This is a genomic window from Allobosea sp. P1_B10, assembly GCF_056406735.1.
In genome coordinates, this window is sequence record NZ_JBFTZP010000002.1 from 133,802 (window position 1) to 150,350 (window position 16,549).

Consider the following 16,549-nt stretch of genomic DNA (forward strand, 5'->3'; position numbering starts at 1 on the left):
CGACAGGGCCCAACAAGGAGCTGACGTGTGAGCCCGATTGCCTATACAGCCCTCATCATCGGCGTCGCTGTCGTCCTCTTCGTCACGAACAAGGTGCCCGTTGTCCTGGTGGCAATGGGCACGGCGCTCTCACTCTGGGCGACCGGCGTCCTGACCCTCCCGCAGGCGCTGGGTGGCCTTGGCGATCCCGCCGTCATCTTCATCGCGGCGCTCTTCGTCGTCAGCTCGGGGCTCGAGGTCACCGGTGTCACCGCCTGGGCCGGCCAACTCCTGATCAAGGGCGCGGGCGAGGAGAGCCGCACGCGCCTGCTGCTGCTCACCATGGGCCTCGTCGCGCTGCTTACGGCCCTGATCAGCGTCAATGGCGCGGTCGCGGCGCTGCTGCCGGTGGTCGTTGTCATCGCGGTCAGGTTGCGGCGGAATTCGTCGCAGCTGCTGATGCCGCTGGTCTTCGCGGCCCATGCCGGCTCGATGCTCGCGTTGACGGGCACCCCCGTGAACGTCCTCGTCTCGGAAGCGGCGATGGATGCCGGTGTCGGCGGCTTCGGCTTCTTCGAGTTCGCGCTCGCCGGCATCCCGCTGCTGGCGGGCTCGATGGTGATCATGATCCTGTTCGGCCAGAAGCTGCTGCCCGAGCGGAACGGCGCGACAATGCCGGCCGATTTCAGCCGCCACGCAAAGACGCTGGTCGAGCAGTATGGCCTCGCCAGCGGCGTCTATCAGCTCCGCGTGCGGACAAGCTGCCCCTATGTCGGGAAGCCGGCCGGCGCCGTCGACCTCGCCGCCTATCAAGGGCTTCAACTCGTCGCCATCCAGGAGGGCGAAAGCGCAGGGCCGTTGCGTCGGGCGACCATTGCCGAGGGCGACCATATCATCCTGCGCGGAGACGCCGAAGCGGCCGCGAACTTCGCGGCGACCATGCATCTCGCCTTCCGCGACGATAGCGCTGCGGCTGGCGAAGGCGAGGAGACGCTGTTCAACCGTCGCTCCGGCCTCGCCGAGGTGGTCATCCCGCCGCGCTCGGGCCTGATCGGGCAGAGCGTCTTCCTGGGCATGGTGACCGAGAGCGGCGATCTGATCGTGCTGGCAGTCCAGCGCGGCGGCAACGCGATCGCGGCCGCCAATGCGACGAAGGACGCCGGCGGCATCGTCCTGCAGGCCGGCGACACGATGCTGCTGCAGGGCACATGGAAGGCGCTCGACACGCATCTGGACGATCCAAACGTCTTGGTCGTCAGCTCGCCCGAACTCGTCCGCCGGCAGGCCGTGCCGATGGGCCCGGGCGCCAAACAGGCGGTCATCATCCTGTTCGGCATGGTCCTTCTGCTCGCCACGGGTATCGTTCCGCCCGCTGTGGCGGGCCTGCTGGCCGCCGGCGCCATCATCCTGTCCGGGATCATGACCGTCGAGCAGTCCTATCGCGCGATCAGCTGGACGACCGTGATCCTGGTCGGCGCTATGATGCCGCTCTCGACTGCGATGGTGCAGACCGGAGCTGCCCAGATGCTGGCGGAGCGGCTCGTCTACATGGTCGGCGACGCCGGGCCGATGGCCTTGCTCGCGGGGCTCTTCGTGCTGACCGCCGTCATGGGCCAGCTGATCAGCAACACGGCGACCGCGCTGATCGTGATCCCGATCGGCATCGCGGCAGCAGCCAGCATGGGCATCTCGCCGCGTCCGGTTCTGATGAGCACGGCGGTGGCTGCCGCCGGTGCCTTCCTTACGCCTATCGCAACGCCGACCAATCTCATGGTGATGGGACCCGGCGGCTATAAGTTCAGCGACTACTGGAAGCTCGGCCTGCCGCTGCTAATCTGGTTCTTCGTCGTTGCCGTCTTCATCGTCCCGCTGATCTGGCGCTTCTAACTTTTTTCGACCAGCACAAGGTGCCTCCCATGATCAACCTTCGCGCGACGGCCGTCGCTTTCGCCCTTCTCGCCGGCGCCTGCATTGCTGCGCCGGCTTCGGCTACACCTGTCGCTGCCGGCGGCCTCCTGCTGTCGGGCGGGCAGGCGGAGCTCGCGCAATGGCAGCATTATCGCTCGCGCCGCATCGATCCGCGTCGCGGCCGCTGCTGGTGGGAGAACCGCCGCATCCGCGACCATCGCGGCCGCTGGGTTGTGCGCCGCGTTCAGGTCTGCCAGCGCTAGATTGTTTGGTCCCCGCGTTTGATGGATCGGATCGAGGTTGAATCGCTCCGGTTCGATCGTCCACTGTTTGCGGATGAACTCGTAGGGCGTGAGCCCTTCATCAGGGTCTTGAGGCGCCGGCCAAATTGCTCCGCGCTGACGAAGTCGGCGAGATTCTGCTCGAGAACCCTCTGCTTGAAAAAGCATGATCGCGGATGGGATGACGACGCCTGAGGTATTCCGCATCCGAAAAGCTCGGGATCATCAGGATCGTCGAGCAGTCGCACCTGCCGGCACGGCGGACGCTGGAGCAGCTGGGCATCCCCGGGGAGCACTTTCGATCGCTGGTATGACCGCTACCTCGACGGCGGGCCGGAAGCGCTGGAGGATCGGCCTTCGGCGCCAAGCCGGGTGTGGGACCGTGTGCCGGTGGACATTCGCCGCGCAATGGGCGTGCTTGGACTGGAAGACTCTTCAGAACTGCACTTCAAGCCGTTCGGCATCAAGGCCCGCAAGGACACTTGCGAGCTCGAGAACGCAGTCGAGGCGTATCGCTTCGGGGACGCCGCCTGATGCCCAGGCGGTTGGTCGGCCAAGCCGGCAAGCGACCGGCGCCTACCCTCTACCGCAGAGATCCGTGGCCAGCGACGCGCCGGGAATCCACAGCAGCATGAAAGGCTGACAGTGCCTCTCAATGCTTGGCGCCTTCTCCCGCGCTCAAATTTCGCGAGACCGCGAGTTCGAGTGCACATCGCTCGCGCCCCTCGGGGCTGTTGGCCCTTGCATCTTCGAGGACGCGAATCCTGGACAGCGCTTCGCGATACTGGCGGCTAGTAGATAGCGGGGCACAATGAGGTACAGCCCCGGCTTCGTGCGTACGCATGGCAAGCCTCCTGGCAGGACGACCCTACGCCTGGCATGACGAAGAGCCTAAGCTCGTCCGCTGCGGAGCCTGGCGCAGCGAAGCCCCTAATCCGAAAGGGTGGCCGGTTTCGGCATGATGGAATTGTCAGCGACACCCGGAATCAGCCGCAACTCGTGTTGCACGGACTTATTTTCCACACTGGAGAACACGCGGAATCAACGGAATATGTTGCATGTCTCGGGATTGTTGCAACACGTCTTCGGGGTGCCAACTTTCTCTAAGTCGTTGTTTTTGATTCAGAGATAGTTGGTAGCGGGAGAGGGACTCGAACCCCCGACACGCGGATTATGATTCCGCTGCTCTAACCAGCTGAGCTACCCCGCCCCAGTTCCGCGCCGCTGCTCGCAGCGCCTGGTGTGGGCGCGGTATAGGGGGCGAACCGCGCCGTCGTCAACCCTCCAGACGCTCAGTGGCACAGCTTTGTTGCATGCGTATGGCGCGCGTTCTCGTGCAAGTGATCGGACGTCATGCTCGCCGCGCATCCTGCACTGCTTGAACCCTGAAAATGCCGGTCATAGCTCTGAAGTGCCGTACGGGGGCCTTGCAGCCGGGTGGCCGACGAATGACCGTCACCATCGCCACGCTGCCGGGACGGCTGTGCTGGAGCTTCACAATGACAGCTATGCAATCGACGATTTCCTCCGAGACCCCGGCCGCCGCGCTACACGTGCGGCCGCGACTGCCTGCGGGCTGCGCGGAGCTGCTCGCGCTTGGCGCCTCAGTCTTCGTGGTCCCGGGCTTCGGTGGCGCACAGGCTGCCAGCAGCGTTAGCTAGGAGCAGGGCTGCGCCTATCGCCACCCCTCGGGGACGTTCGGAAACGGCACCTCAATCGATGCCGACTACTGCAACCGGTTGCGCTTCTGCCAGAGCATGAGCGACCAGGGCCGCGATGCCGCGCCGATGGGGTGCATGGGCTTCGAGCCGTCGCTGCGGGCGCTTGTCAGACGGTCCTGACGACCGACTGATAGGGTCGCTGGCACGAGGGCGCCTCGGCGGGCAGCCCGTCGCCGCGGCCTCAGGAGGCGAGCTTGCGCAGGCGGACCACCTTGAAATAGCCGCGCCCGACATGGACGGTCTCGTAGCGCCCGCTGCGGGCCGCCCAGTCCGTCAACCGGCTGACCTTGAAGTCGGAGCTCCAGCCAACCGCGCGCGACAGCGGCGCGAGCGCGGCCCATACCGGAGCGAACGGGCTGCCGTCGTCGACCAGGCGGCTGGAGATGATGATCTCGCCGCCGGGCTTCAGCACACGGTCCATCTCTGTGAGCGCCTGCTCCGGGTCGGGCACCAGCGTGATGACGAACTGCGCGGTCACCGCATCGAAGCGCTCGGCCGCAAAGCCGAGCCGGCAGGCATCCATCACGGTCAGGCCACGGACATGACCGAGTGCGCCGCCCGCGACCTTGCGATTGGCGACCTTCAGCATGTCGAGCGAAAGATCCGCGCCGACGACGCGTGTCTCCGGTGTGAAATAGGCAAGGGTCAGGCCCGTGCCGACGCCGATCTCGAGGATGTCTGGACCGCAGGCGCAAGCCGCCGCGACGGCCTCGCGCTGCGCGCGCGCCAGAAGGCGCTGATAGATCTTGTCATAGAACTTCGCCCAGGTCGCATAGACGCGCTTCTGGGCTTCAAGTTCACTGGGCACCGACATGCAGCGGCTCGCGGCTTTGGGGAGAGAGGAAGCAGGGGCAAGCCCGGCCGGGGAGGGCGCAGCCCATCAGGAATGCGCAAGGACCTGCAGCGGCGCAGCCGCGGGCATGGCCAAGGGCGGACGCAGGATCGTGCCACCGCCAAGGACGCGGGCATCGGGGCCGGCATCGGTGTAGATCACGCAGGCCTGGCCGGGCGAGACGCCCTCTTCGTCGCTCGAGAGTTCGATCCGCAAGCCGTCGTCCTCGCGGAGGAGGCGGGCCTCGCGCGGCGGGCGGGTGGAGCGCACGCGCACGGCCACGTCCATGCCTTCGGCCGGCACCGCATCAAGGGAGAGGTCTCCGAGCCAGTTCAGGTCGCGCAGGCGGATTTCGCGGACGCCCAGGGCCTCGCGCGGGCCGACGATGACGCGTGCGGCGTCTGCATCCAGCCTGAGCACATAGAGCGGCTCAGGCGTGCTGAGACCGAGGCCCTTGCGCTGGCCGACGGTAAAGCGGAGCACGCCATCATGGCGTCCGAGCACGCGGCCATCGAGGTGGACGATATCGCCGGACCGGGACGCGCCGGGTTTCAGCCGCTCGATGACGTCGGTGTAGCGGCCGTTGGGTACAAAGCAGATGTCCTGGCTGTCGGGCTTGTCGGCGATGCCGAGCCCGAGTTCGGCGGCAAGCGCGCGGGTCTGGGCCTTGTCGATCGAGCCGAGCGGGAAGCGAAGCAGATCGAGCTGCGCCTGCGTCGTGGCGTAGAGGAAATAGCTCTGGTCGCGCGCGACGTCGGAGGCGCGGAACAGGCCGCGATGACCGTTGCCGAGGTCGCGGCTGACGACGTAATGGCCGGTCGCCAATGCATCGGCACCGAGTTCCTGGGCGAGCCCGAGCAGGTCGCGGAACTTGACCGTGCGGTTGCACTCAACGCAGGGGATCGGCGTCTCGCCCGCGAGATAGCTTTCGGCGAAGCGCTCGATCACGGCCTCGCGGAAGCGACTCTCGTAGTCGAGAACGTAATGCGGGATGCCGATCTGCTCGGCGACGCGGCGGGCATCGTGGATGTCCTGTCCGGCACAGCAGGCGCCGGCCCGGTGCACCGCGGCACCGTGATCATACAGTTGCAGCGTGACGCCGACGACGTCGTAGCCTTCGCGCTTGAGCAGAGCGGCGACCACGGAGGAATCGACGCCGCCCGACATCGCCGCGACGACGCGCGTGGCCGCGGGCGGCTTGGCGATGTCGAGAGAGTTCAGGGGCGCGGTCATGCGAAGTGGCTGATCCGAAAGCGAAGGTTGAAGCATTCGTCAGGCTCTATATCGACTTTGCACGCGCGCTGCCAGCGAACGCTGGGCAAATCCTGCCGGCCGGGCGGCCGAGCCTGATCGTTCTTGCCCGCACGAGGGCCAATCACTTTCGCTAACATGCTGATATCGTTGAGGCCATCCGTGGCGCGAGACTTGCTGCACGAGGGGTCGGGGCGCCTCGTGCTCCATGATCCGGATTTGCCTGATGTCAGTTCAGTCAGTGTTCTCTGCCTCGGTTCCGCCTGATTCCGGCCTGGCGCGCAAACGCGCCTCCGGGACCGATGGCGGCCAGGCCAGCGAGCCCTTCGCACTGCCGGAGAGGCCCGACAATGCCGCGCCCCCTGCGCAGGCGAAATCGACCGACGTCACCTCGGTGAAGACCAATGAGATCAATCCTGCGCAGGCCAAGCCTGGCGAGGCAACGCCGGTTGAAACCACTGGCGCCACGATGCCTGCTCCGAAGGCGGGAACCGTCTCGCCGATTATCGTCCTGCCGCAATCGAGTGGCGCCCTGCCGGCTTTGGCTGTCCAGGAGGTCCCGTCAGAGGCCATCCCGACGCAAGCCGGGACGGTCAGCATCCTGCTTGCCGCCACAATTGCCGCTCAGGCCGAGGCGCCGGTGAAGCCCGGCGCCGACGAGGCCAGCGAGGCCGAGACGATGCCGGTGGGCGAGGACGTCGCGGCCGTGGTGGTAGACCCCAATGCAATCCAGCTGCTGGCCGCACTCGTCATCAGCGACGCCAAGACCGTGGCGCCGACGCCAGCGTCGGACACGCCGGAAGCGGCTGCCGCAGTCGCTGCGCTCGGCGGGATTACCCCGGCCTTGGCCGGTGGCGCGCCCGCGATCGCCATCCCTGGGACCGATGCGGCAGCCGATAACAAGCCCGCGCTCGACACGGCCGCGGCGATACCGCCCGCGGCAGCCATGGGACAGACACTCACGTTGCCGAGTGGCGACGATGCTCAGGCGAAAGCAGGCGAGGCCGAGGCTGCTCCGCCCGCCGTGGGGCCAGGACAGGCCGGGATCCATCCGGCCAAGGCCAATGCCGCGGACAAGTCGTCGCCCGTGGCGGCACAGGATTCCGCCCAGAAGCCCGAGTTCAAGATTCCCGAGGCGCTGCAGCCGGTCCAGGGCGCCATCGACATCTCGGCGATGGCGCAAGCAGCCCGGCCGTCCGGGGTCGACGCCGCGCAGGCAGCGACAACGCCGGACCAGGGCGCGCAGGTCGCCAATGCACAGCCGCAGAGCGGCACGGGCCAGCCGACCCCCTTGCATGTGGTGCCGATCGAGATCGGCCTGCGCGCGCTTGCTGGCGGGCGCAAATTCGATATCCGGCTCGACCCAGCGGAACTCGGCCGCGTCGATGTCTCGCTCGATATCTCGGACGCTGGCGAAGTCACCGCAAAGCTCGTGGTCGACCGTGTCGAGACTCTGCACCTGTTGCAGCGCGATGCCCGCACGCTCGAGCGCGCCTTCGAGCAGGCGGGACTGAAACCCTCCAATGCCGGCGTCGAGATCACCCTGCGCGATCCCGGCGACCAGTCCTTTCGGCAGAACAGGCAGCAGGACGAGGCGCCGCGGCGCCGGTCCTTCCTGACCGATGCCGGCGAAGACGCCGTGCTTGCAGCCCAACCCGTTCAATCCCCGTCGGTCCGCGGCCTGCTCAGGCTCGGCGGCGTCGATCTCAGCATCTGAGGACACGATATCATGGCTGTTACCGGCACCAGCGGGACCACCGCGACGACCACGGCGACCACCGTTTCGGGCGGCGCTTCGATCGCCAATAATTTCGACCAGTTCCTCTCGCTGTTGACGACGCAGCTCAAGAACCAGAGCCCGCTCGATCCGCTCGACACTAACCAGTTCACGGCGCAGCTCGTGCAGTTCGCCGGCGTCGAGCAGCAGCTCAAGATGAACGACACGCTGGCCTCGCTGCTGACCTTGAACCAGGCCTCAACGGCAACGGACGCCGTCGGCTTCATCGGCAAGACCATCACGGCGGATGGCGCGACCTCGCCGCTGAAGAACGGCTCCGCCTACTGGTCGGTGAACATGCCGGCCGACGGAACTGGGCTGGTGACGATCAAGAATTCCAGCGGCTCGGTGGTGCAGACCCTGTCGAGCACCTTCAAATCGGGCGCTCAGACGGTTCTGTGGGATGGCACGACGTCGACCGGCGGCAAGGCACCCGATGGCGACTACACGATCACGGTCGATGCCAAGGACCTCTCGGGCACGGCCGTGACCGCCAAGACGGAGATCATCGGCGTCGTCGACGGGGTCGACATGACGGGCAGCTCGCCCGTGCTCAAGATCGGTGCGATCAGCGTCGCGATCAACAAGGTCTCCCGCGTGGTGGCGGCGCAGTGAGCGATTTGCCCGATATCGGACAATCCTGTGGCTTCGCTTTAGCCAAATCTTAAAGCCGCTTGCCTATGCTCAGCACTAGTAGGTCTGTTGAGTTGTGTGAGTGTACCATGACCGAGCCTTTGCGACCGCGGGTGAAGTATGTGATCGGACCGGACGGAAGTCCGTTGACGATCGCCGACCTCCCGCCAATGAATACGCGCCGCTGGGTCATCAGGCGTAAAGCTGAGGTTGTCGCTGCCGTGCGTGGCGGCCTTCTCAGCCTTGAGGAAGCCTGCCAGCGTTATACTTTGACTGTTGATGAATTTCTAAGCTGGCAGATGTCTATCGACCAGCATGGCCTTGCCGGCCTGCGTACCACCCGTATCCAGCACTACCGGCAATAGCCGCTTTCACCAGCGCATCATCGAGGCGTCGGCCCCTCCGGGCCGGCGCCTTTTTTTGTGTTTTCCCGCGCAATCGCCGGCGATCCACCATTCGTTAACCAGACGCTAACCATGCACTGGGAAAAACTTGCCTAGTGAGCCGCCTCCTGTGTGCGGTCCTGTCGGCTTGTGGAACGGATTGCGGCGTGAACGGCATCGTCGGTCAGTTTACGAAATTTGGAGCGGCGCGCCTGGCGGCGATGCTGGCGGTCACGCTTGTGCTCGTCGGCTTCTTCGGCTTCGTCATGCTGCGGATGTCCCAGCCCGCGATGAGCGTGCTGTTTGCCGACCTCTCGCAACAGGATGTCAGCGCGATCCTGAAGGATCTCGACACGCGCGGCATCAAATACGAGCTGCGCAGCGACGGGCAGACCGTGCTGGTGGCCAAGGCCGACGTGCCACGCCTGCGGCTGGACCTCGCCGGCAAGGGCATTCCTTCGGGCGGCGGCGTCGGCTACGAGATCTTCGACAAGGGCGACGCCTTCTCGTCGACGAGCTTCGTCCAGAACATCAATCACCTCCGGGCGCTCGAAGGCGAGCTGTCGCGCACCATCCGCTCGATCAGCCGCGTCCAGGCCGCGCGCGTCCATCTCGTCATTCCCGAGCGCCGCCTGTTCGAACGGGATCGCGAGGCGCCCCGCGCCTCGATCGCGCTCAAGCTCGCTGGCGAACTCGACGCCGCGCAGGTACGGGCAGTGCGCCATCTCGTGTCCTCGGCAGTCGATGGCTTGAAGCCCGAGCGCGTCTCGATCGTCGACGAGCGCGGCCGGCTGCTGGCCGACGGTGCGCAGGGCGAGGACGGACTTGCCGGCCTGGGCATGGAAGAGCGCCAGACCGGCATCGAGAAGCGGGTCAGGACGCAGGTCGAGGACATCGTCGCCAGCATCGTCGGGCATGGCCGGGCGCGCGTGCAGGTCAGCGCGTCGCTGGATGCCAACCGCATCGAGAGCCGCTCGGAGACCTTCGATCCCGAAAGCAAGGTCATCCGCTCCAGCCAGAACCGCACCGAGAATTCGCAGACCAGCGAATCCAACGGCGCGGTGACCGTCGGCAACGAATTGCCGGGCGCGGCGCAGCAAGGCGCGGGGCAGGGCGCCCAGCCGACCCCGAAGGACGCCTCGTCCAAGAACGAGGAGGTCGTCAACTACGAGATCTCGCGCACGACGCGCACCGAGGTGCTGGAAGGCGGCCGGGTCAAGAAGCTGTCGGTCGCCGTGCTGGTCGATGGCACCTATACGCGCAGCCCCACGGGCGAGCTGACCTACCAGCCGCGCCCGGCCGAGGACCTGGAGCGGATCGGCCAGCTCGTGCGCACCGCAGTCGGCTTCGACCAGGCGCGCGGCGACAAGGTCGAGGTGGTCAACCTGCGCTTCGCCGAGGCGCCGCCCGCCATCGCAGACCTGGCCGAGCAGACCCTGATGCAGCAGCTCCTCGCCTTCACCAAGGAAGACCTGATCCGTTTCGCCGAACTCGCCGTGATCTCGCTGCTCACCGTAATCGTGCTGATGGTCGTCGTTCGCCCGCTGCTCAAGCAGGTGCTGGCCTCCGAAGTGATGGTTCGGCCGATTCCCTCCTTCATGCGCGACGGCATGGCCATGATCCAGAGCGACGGCACCGGCGACCCCGCCGGCTCCCCCGCCAGTTCGATCCCCGATGCGCTCGTCACGATTCCCGGCGATGCGCCCTCGGAGCGGATGCTCGCGGTTGCCCAGATCAAGGGCCAGCTCAAGGCGCAGTCCGTCGAGAAGATCGGCGCGCTGGTCGCCCAGAACCCCGCCGACTCGGTGGCGGTGCTGCGGGGCTGGATCCATGAGAAGGCAACGGCCTGATGGGACTCTGAGGCATGGCTGCTGAACGTTCCATCGCAACGCGCAATTCCAGCCGCGAGGTCGAGGCCGGCTATGGCGGCGGCGTAAGCTCGATCGCCGACATGAACGGCCCGCAGCGCGCGGCCGTGATCCTGCTCGTCCTGGGCGAGGACCATGGTCGCTCGATCTGGAAGGAGTTCGATGACGAGGAGATCCGCATCATCACCCGCGCCATGGCTGAACTCGGCACGGTCGATGCTGACGAGGTCGAGCGGCTGATGCTGGATTTCGTCGGCAAGTTGTCGAGCGCGGGTGCCGTCACCGGCTCGTTCGACCGGACGATCTCGCTGCTGGAGAAAATCCTGCCGAGCGACCAGGTCGCGCTGATCATGGAAGAGATCCGTGGTCCGGCCGGCCGCAACATGTGGCAGAAGCTCGGCAATATCGACGCCGTCGTGCTCGCGAACTTCCTGAAGAACGAATACCCGCAGACGATCGCGGTGATCCTCTCCAAGATCCGGCCCGACCATTCCGCCAATGTGCTGCGCAATCTCCCGAACGAACTCTCGATCGACGTCGTCAGCCGGATGCTGCGCATGGAGTCCGTGCAGAAGGAGGCGCTCGACCACATCGAGAACACGCTGCGCACCGAGTTCGTCTCAACGCTGACCCAGACGCGCCGGCGCGACCCGCACGAGATGATGGCGGAGATCTTCAACGGCTTCGACCGACAGACCGAAATCCGCTTCCTCGCCTCGCTCGACGCCTCCAACCAGGATGCCGCGGCGCGCATCAGGGCGCTGATGTTCACGTTCGAGGATCTCAGCAAGCTCGACCCGGCCGGCCTGCAGACGCTGATGCGGCAGGTCGACAAGGATACGCTCGCCCGGGCGCTCAAGGGTGCCAGCGAGGACATGCGCAACTTCTTCTTCGGTGCGATGTCGGCGCGTGCGACCAAGAACATGCAGGACGACATGCAGGGCCTCGGCCCGTTGCGCCTCAAGGAGGTCGACGAGGCGCAGACCAAGATGGTCACCTTGACAAAGGAACTCGCCGACAAGGGCGAGATTGTCCTGTCCAAGGGCAATTCCGAAGATGAACTGGTCTATTGACGATGAGCGGCGCCACGAAATTCATGTTCGGCACCGATTTCCGCGAAGGCGGGCGGCGCGCTGCGAGCGAAGCGGACATGGACGCGATCAAGGCCGAGGCCTTTCGCTCCGGCGAGGCCCATGCCCGCCGCGAGGCCGAAGGCCAGATCGCCGGGCTCGCGGGCCAACTCGTGCGCACGGCCGAGCGCCTGCTCTCCCAGGAAGATACGCGTAGCGCGGCAATCGAGGCCCAGGCGGCCCGCGTCGCGGTGCTGACGGCCAAGGCGCTTGCCGGCGCCGCGCTGGCCGCAAAGCCGCTCGGCGAGATCGAGCAGGCGGTGCGCGAGTGCCTCGCCCATGCACGGCTGGCGCCGCACCTGGTCGTGCGGGTCAATGATGCCGCGGTCGAGGACGTCGAGGCACTGGTCAAGCGGGTGGCGCAGGAGAGCGCCTTCCTGGGCCGCCTTATCGTGCTGGGCCAGCCCGACATCATGCCGGGCGACGGCCGCATCGATTGGGCCGATGGCGGATTCGCGATCGATTCCCAACGCCTGTCGCAGCTGGTCGAGCAGGCCGTCGCGGCCGTGTTCGGGCCGGCTGCACTGAATGGAGACGAGACATGACCGACGGCGATCTCAAGCTGCCGCCCCTCAACCCGGCCGATCTCAGCTTCGATCATGATTCCGGTTCGGTGGCGCGGTCGGGACCGGTGGCGGTCAAGACCGCGGAGGATCTGGAGCAGGTCTTCGACGTTCCCGTCACGGTGTCGGCCGTGCTCGGCTCGACGCGCATCGCGGTCGGCGATCTCCTGCAGATCGTGCCCGGCGCAGTGCTGGAACTCGATCGGCGCGTCGGCGAGGCCATCGACATCTTCGTCAACGAGCGGCTGGTTGCGCGTGGCGAGGTCGTCGTCGTCGAGGACCGCCTCGGCGTGACCATGACCGAAATCATCAAGGCAGACCGGTGACGCCCGGCCTGACGACCACGCATCCACGCAGGAAGGCCTGAGCCATGCGCCTCATTATCGTCGGCGGTCTCAAGGGACAGATCATTGCGGCCGCCCGGATCGCGATCTCGCATGGTGCGAGCGTCACGCATACCGAGAGCCTGGAGCAGACGCTCGCCGTGTTGCGCGCCAAGGGCGCCGACCTGCTCATGGTCGATGTCACCCAGCCGATCGCGAAATATGTCGAGGCGCTCGAGCTGGAGCGCATCCGCACGCCGCTCGTCGCCTGCGGGACCTCGACCGACGCGCGCGCCGCAGTTGCCGCGATCCAGGCCGGGGCACGCGAATATGTGCCACTGCCGCCCGATCCCGAGCTGATCGCGGCCGTACTGGAAGCGGTCGCTGCCGACCAGTCGAGCCTGATCTGGCGCGATCCGGCGATGGAACGCGTCGTCCAGCTTGCCAGCCAGATCGCGCGTTCGGACGCTCCGGTGCTCGTCACAGGCGAAAGCGGCACCGGCAAGGAGGTGATCGCGCGCCATCTGCACCAGAAATCGCTTCGCAAGGACAAGCCCTTCGTCGCCGTCAACTGCGCCGCGATCCCGGACAACCTCCTGGAATCGGAACTCTTCGGCCATGAGAAGGGCGCCTTCACCGGTGCCGTCGCACGCCGGATCGGCAAGTTCGAGGAGGCCAGCGGCGGCACGCTGCTGCTCGACGAGATCTCGGAAATGGATGTGCGGCTGCAGGCCAAGCTGCTGCGGGCGCTGCAGGAACGCATGATCGACCGCGTCGGCGGCAGCCAGCCGGTCAAGGTCGACCTGCGCATCATCGCGACCTCCAACCGCAATCTCGGCGACGCCGTGCGCGAGGGCTCGTTCCGCGAGGATCTGTTCTATCGGCTCAATGTCGTGCATCTGCGCCTGCCGGCGCTGCGCGAGCGGCCGGGCGACATCGTCGCGCTGGCAGACCATTTCGCCAAGAAGTACGCGGAGATCAACGGCCTGCCGGTGCGGCCGCTATCGGCCGAGGCGCGCAAACTGCTGCTGGGCAATACCTGGCGCGGCAACGTCCGCGAACTCGAGAATACGATCCATCGCGCCGTGCTCCTGGCACAGGGTACCGATATCGGCGCGGATGCGGTTCTGACCCCCGAAGGGGAGACGCTTGGGCCGGCAGCTGGCCGCGACCCGGCGGCGCGGGCTGCCCAGACGGCCGAGGCGGTCACCCGTTCGCTCGTCGGCCATACGGTGGCCGATGTCGAGCGCGAGCTGATCCTCGATACACTGGACCACTGCCTGGGCAATCGTACCCACGCCGCAAAGATACTGGGGATTTCGATCCGCACGCTGCGCAACAAGCTCAGCGAATACGGCGCGGCGGGGATCGCTGTGGCGGAGCCGGGTCAGGCGCGCACAAGCGCCGCCTGACCCAGTCTGACCCTGTCAGCGCCGCGAGATTACCAGCGGCGATAACCGCGATAGTAGCGGGGCCGGGCGTAGTAGCGGGGGCGATAGTAATAGCGCGGCCGGGCATAATAGCGCGGACGGGCGTAGTAACGGGGCCGGCGATAGTAATAGTACTGGCTGAACTCGGCGTCCGTCTTGTCGAGTTCTTCCTTGGCCTTGGCCAGGATAGCCTCGTCATTGCCTGCCGGCATGGGTGTCGGCATCGGTGCGGGGGTGGACTGTGCCGCCTCCGCGACGGCAACGCCGCCGATGCTGGCAGCAGCAACGCCGCCAATCAGTGTCATGATGAATGAGCGTCTATCCACGGACGTCCTCCAAGGCTGTTGTCGCCGCATCCTATGTCTCGCACGGGTGGCGAGGCAGTTCCACTCTACGATAACGCATATATCCCGATGGAAGTTCCGGCCGGTATTATTTCTGAAATCATGGCTAAGCCCGCGCCGTGAGGCCTAGTCCACCGCGTTGAGCGGACGCGCCACCGATTCCAGGGAGCGGCGTTCGGCCCGCACCGCAAACAAGGCCGCGACCACGGCCGCCGCGAGCATCAGGGCCGCACCAAACAGGTATCCGAGGAAAACGCTGCCGCGCGAACCGGTATCGATCAGGATGCCGAACAGCCAGGGGCCGGCGACGCCACCCATGCCTGTCCCCACCGCATAGAAGGCCGCGATCGCCAGGGCGCGCATCTCGACGGGAAAGGTTTCGCCCACCGTCAGGTAGGCCGAACTCGCGGCTGCCGAAGCGAAGAAGAACACGACGCTCCAGCATGCCGTGAGCTGTGCTGCGGTGAGCAGGTCCTGCCAGAACAGGTAGCCCGTCGCGGTCAGCAGCAGCCCCGACATCGCATAGGTGAAGGCGATCATGACGCGCCGCCCGAGCGTGTCGAAGAAGCGCCCGAGCAGCAGCGGGCCCAGGACATTGCCGGCGGCGAAGGGCAGGATGAACCAGCCGACCGCCTGCGACGGCACCTTGTAGAAGTCGGTCAGGATCAGCGCATAGGTGAAGAAGATCGCGTTGTAGAAGAAGGCCTGCGCGCTCATCAGGGCCAGGCCAACGAGGGCGCGCTGCCGGTGCCGGACGAAGAGTGCATGGAAGACCTCGCCCAGCGGCGTGACGGCGCGGGGGTGCAAGGTCGTGACCGGCAGGTTCTCCGACGCCGAGTAGGTCACGCCCGCGCGGGCCTCGATGTCGGCGACGATGACGGCGGCTTCCTCGGCACGGCCATGGCTGATCAGCCAGCGCGGGCTTTCCGGGATCCATTGCCGCAGCACGAGGATGATCAGGCCCAGGACGGCGCCGATGAAAAAGGCCAGCCGCCAGCCGAGATCGGGCGCGAGCAGGCCGGGCTCCAGCAGGATGATCGCGCCCAGTGCACCCAGCGCTGCGCCGACCCAGAAGGAGCCGTTGATCACCAGATCGACCCAACCCCTGACGCGCGCCGGCACCAGTTCCTGGATCGTCGAATTGATCGCGGTGTATTCGCCGCCGATGCCCATGCCGGTGAAGAAGCGGAAGACGATGAAGCTGGCGAAGCTCCAGGAGAACGCGGTCGCGGCGGTCGCCGCGAGATAGACCAGCAGGGTGATCGTGAAGAGCTTCTTGCGGCCGAGGCGATCGGTCAGCCAGCCGAAGAACAGCGCACCGAAGACCGCGCCGGCGAGATAGGCCGCGCCTGCGATCCCGACTTCCGTGTTGGTGAAGCGAAGGGAGGGGCTTTCCTTCAGCGCGCCCGAGACTGAACCGGCGAGCGTGACTTCGAGGCCGTCGAGAATCCAGGTCACCCCGAGCGCCACGACGACGAGCGTGTGGAAACGCGACCAGGGCAGGCGGTCGAGCCTTGCCGGAATGTCGGTCTTCACGACCGGGGGCAGCAGGTCCTGTGCGGGCATGGGTGTGCGAACGCTTTCCCTCGCGCGAGCAACCGTCCCCCGACCTGCCGACCACTCCTCAATGAAAAAGGCGGCGCACTCGCAGGCGCCGCCTCAAAGACAAACCGTCCTAGCGGACAATCACGCGGCGGCGCACCACGACGGGGCGACCGTAAACCGGGCGGCGCACGACGGTGGTCTGGCGAACCACAGGGGGGCGGCCATAGCCCGGGCGACGCACGACGGTGGTTTCGCGGACAACTGCCTGGCTGAAATCGGCATCGGCCTGATCAAGCGCAGTCTTGGTGGCGGCATCGAGCGCGCCGTCGGGTGTTGCGGGAGCAAGGCCTGGCTTGACAGTCGCCGCCTGGGCGATCGCGGTGCCACCGATGCTCGCCGCAGCGAGACCACCGAAAAGGCTCATCACAAAAGTACGTCTGTCCAAGGCATCCTCCAATATTTATGGGGCTTTGAAAAACCGGTCTTATCGCCCCATCGCAGTTGCGCGGCAGAATGCGGCTACAACGCGGCGATTCGACAATACCCGGTCCAAGCCCCGGTTCCATAAACAATATTCCGAC

General features: G+C 66.3%; 15 protein-coding genes, 1 tRNA gene and 2 pseudogenes. 11 read left to right on the forward strand and 7 right to left on the reverse strand.

Going from position 1 to position 16,549, the window contains the following annotated elements:
- Nucleotides 1-27 precede the first annotated feature (27 nt).
- Complete coding sequence (locus tag AC1D2L_RS05280) at nucleotides 28-1,866, forward strand: SLC13 family permease (RefSeq protein WP_476844794.1); 1,839 nt, start codon at nucleotides 28-30, stop codon at nucleotides 1,864-1,866.
- Nucleotides 1,867-1,895: 29 nt separating this feature from the next.
- Nucleotides 1,896-2,150, forward strand: coding sequence for a hypothetical protein (locus AC1D2L_RS05285; protein WP_476845233.1), 255 nt, complete (start codon nucleotides 1,896-1,898; stop codon nucleotides 2,148-2,150).
- 3 nt (nucleotides 2,151-2,153) lie between these two features.
- On the opposite strand, the pseudogene AC1D2L_RS05290 reads toward AC1D2L_RS05285, so the two are convergent.
- A pseudogene (locus tag AC1D2L_RS05290) lies at nucleotides 2,154-2,314 on the reverse strand (IS481 family transposase); the annotation flags it as partial.
- On the opposite strand from AC1D2L_RS05290, the pseudogene AC1D2L_RS05295 reads away from it, so the two are divergent.
- Nucleotides 2,294-2,600, forward strand: a pseudogene (locus AC1D2L_RS05295) (helix-turn-helix domain-containing protein); the annotation flags it as partial. The pseudogenes AC1D2L_RS05290 and AC1D2L_RS05295 sit on opposite strands and share 21 nt — an antisense overlap.
- 701 nt (nucleotides 2,601-3,301) lie before the next feature.
- Here AC1D2L_RS05295 and AC1D2L_RS05300 read toward each other — a convergent pair.
- From AC1D2L_RS05300 to mnmA, 3 genes are all read right to left on the reverse strand, one after another.
- Nucleotides 3,302-3,378, reverse strand: a tRNA-Met gene (locus tag AC1D2L_RS05300).
- A 692-nt stretch (nucleotides 3,379-4,070) separates the two neighbouring features.
- Nucleotides 4,071-4,703: a class I SAM-dependent methyltransferase gene (locus AC1D2L_RS05305; protein WP_476844795.1), complete on the reverse strand. Its 633-nt coding sequence runs from the start codon at nucleotides 4,701-4,703 to the stop codon at nucleotides 4,071-4,073.
- Nucleotides 4,704-4,769: 66 nt separating this feature from the next.
- Nucleotides 4,770-5,942 carry a tRNA 2-thiouridine(34) synthase MnmA gene (gene mnmA / locus AC1D2L_RS05310; protein WP_476845213.1) on the reverse strand — a complete coding sequence of 391 codons (1,173 nt, stop codon included), beginning with the start codon at nucleotides 5,940-5,942 and terminating at the stop codon, nucleotides 4,770-4,772.
- Between the two features lie 256 nt (nucleotides 5,943-6,198).
- Here mnmA and AC1D2L_RS05315 point away from each other — a divergent pair, with 256 nt between their 5' ends.
- From AC1D2L_RS05315 to flbD, 8 genes are all read left to right on the forward strand, one after another.
- Nucleotides 6,199-7,689 carry a flagellar hook-length control protein FliK gene (locus AC1D2L_RS05315; RefSeq protein WP_476844796.1) on the forward strand — a complete coding sequence of 497 codons (1,491 nt, stop codon included), beginning with the start codon at nucleotides 6,199-6,201 and terminating at the stop codon, nucleotides 7,687-7,689.
- A 12-nt stretch (nucleotides 7,690-7,701) separates the two neighbouring features.
- Nucleotides 7,702-8,364 carry a flagellar hook assembly protein FlgD gene (locus tag AC1D2L_RS05320; protein ID WP_476844797.1) on the forward strand — a complete coding sequence of 221 codons (663 nt, stop codon included), beginning with the start codon at nucleotides 7,702-7,704 and terminating at the stop codon, nucleotides 8,362-8,364.
- Between the two features lie 107 nt (nucleotides 8,365-8,471).
- The gene (gene sciP / locus AC1D2L_RS05325; RefSeq protein ID WP_038359348.1) at nucleotides 8,472-8,747 is read left to right on the forward strand and encodes a CtrA inhibitor SciP; all 276 of its coding nucleotides are present in this window, start codon (nucleotides 8,472-8,474) and stop codon (nucleotides 8,745-8,747) included.
- Nucleotides 8,748-8,932: 185 nt separating this feature from the next.
- Nucleotides 8,933-10,615: a flagellar basal-body MS-ring/collar protein FliF gene (gene fliF, locus AC1D2L_RS05330; protein ID WP_476844798.1), complete on the forward strand. Its 1,683-nt coding sequence runs from the start codon at nucleotides 8,933-8,935 to the stop codon at nucleotides 10,613-10,615.
- 14 nt (nucleotides 10,616-10,629) lie between these two features.
- Nucleotides 10,630-11,706 (forward strand): flagellar motor switch protein FliG, encoded by a 1,077-nt coding sequence (gene fliG, locus AC1D2L_RS05335; RefSeq protein ID WP_476844799.1) that lies wholly within the window; start codon nucleotides 10,630-10,632, stop codon nucleotides 11,704-11,706.
- A gap of 2 nt (nucleotides 11,707-11,708) precedes the next feature.
- Nucleotides 11,709-12,308: a FliH/SctL family protein gene (locus tag AC1D2L_RS05340; protein ID WP_476844800.1), complete on the forward strand. Its 600-nt coding sequence runs from the start codon at nucleotides 11,709-11,711 to the stop codon at nucleotides 12,306-12,308.
- Nucleotides 12,305-12,652 (forward strand): flagellar motor switch protein FliN, encoded by a 348-nt coding sequence (fliN, locus tag AC1D2L_RS05345; protein ID WP_476844801.1) that lies wholly within the window; start codon nucleotides 12,305-12,307, stop codon nucleotides 12,650-12,652. Before AC1D2L_RS05340 ends, fliN begins: the two co-directional genes overlap by 4 nt.
- 44 nt (nucleotides 12,653-12,696) lie before the next feature.
- Nucleotides 12,697-14,061 (forward strand): sigma-54-dependent transcriptional regulator FlbD, encoded by a 1,365-nt coding sequence (gene flbD, locus AC1D2L_RS05350; RefSeq protein WP_476844802.1) that lies wholly within the window; start codon nucleotides 12,697-12,699, stop codon nucleotides 14,059-14,061.
- Nucleotides 14,062-14,090: 29 nt separating this feature from the next.
- Here flbD and AC1D2L_RS05355 read toward each other — a convergent pair whose 3' ends face one another.
- The 3 genes from AC1D2L_RS05355 to AC1D2L_RS05365 all read right to left on the reverse strand — a co-directional run bounded on the left by AC1D2L_RS05355 (nucleotide 14,091) and on the right by AC1D2L_RS05365 (nucleotide 16,413).
- A complete protein-coding gene (locus tag AC1D2L_RS05355) occupies nucleotides 14,091-14,405 on the reverse strand; it encodes a hypothetical protein (protein WP_476844803.1) in 315 nt (104 codons plus the stop codon).
- Nucleotides 14,406-14,549: 144 nt separating this feature from the next.
- Nucleotides 14,550-15,989, reverse strand: a complete 1,440-nt coding sequence (locus AC1D2L_RS05360; protein ID WP_476844804.1) for an MFS transporter — start codon at nucleotides 15,987-15,989, stop codon at nucleotides 14,550-14,552.
- Between the two features lie 109 nt (nucleotides 15,990-16,098).
- A complete protein-coding gene (locus AC1D2L_RS05365; RefSeq protein WP_476844805.1) occupies nucleotides 16,099-16,413 on the reverse strand; it encodes a hypothetical protein in 315 nt (104 codons plus the stop codon).
- Nucleotides 16,414-16,549: the final 136 nt, after the last annotated feature.

Coding starts and splice junctions, on each gene's coding strand:
- AC1D2L_RS05285 (WP_476845233.1), top strand. CDS start 1,896: ATGATCAACCTTCGCGCGACGGCCGTCGCTTTCGCCCTTCTCGCCGGC.
- AC1D2L_RS05305 (WP_476844795.1), bottom strand. CDS start 4,703: ATGTCGGTGCCCAGTGAACTTGAAGCCCAGAAGCGCGTCTATGCGACC.
- AC1D2L_RS05315 (WP_476844796.1), top strand. CDS start 6,199: ATGTCAGTTCAGTCAGTGTTCTCTGCCTCGGTTCCGCCTGATTCCGGC.
- AC1D2L_RS05320 (WP_476844797.1), top strand. CDS start 7,702: ATGGCTGTTACCGGCACCAGCGGGACCACCGCGACGACCACGGCGACC.
- sciP (WP_038359348.1), top strand. CDS start 8,472: ATGACCGAGCCTTTGCGACCGCGGGTGAAGTATGTGATCGGACCGGAC.
- fliG (WP_476844799.1), top strand. CDS start 10,630: ATGGCTGCTGAACGTTCCATCGCAACGCGCAATTCCAGCCGCGAGGTC.
- AC1D2L_RS05340 (WP_476844800.1), top strand. CDS start 11,709: ATGAGCGGCGCCACGAAATTCATGTTCGGCACCGATTTCCGCGAAGGC.
- fliN (WP_476844801.1), top strand. CDS start 12,305: ATGACCGACGGCGATCTCAAGCTGCCGCCCCTCAACCCGGCCGATCTC.
- flbD (WP_476844802.1), top strand. CDS start 12,697: ATGCGCCTCATTATCGTCGGCGGTCTCAAGGGACAGATCATTGCGGCC.
- AC1D2L_RS05360 (WP_476844804.1), bottom strand. CDS start 15,989: ATGCCCGCACAGGACCTGCTGCCCCCGGTCGTGAAGACCGACATTCCG.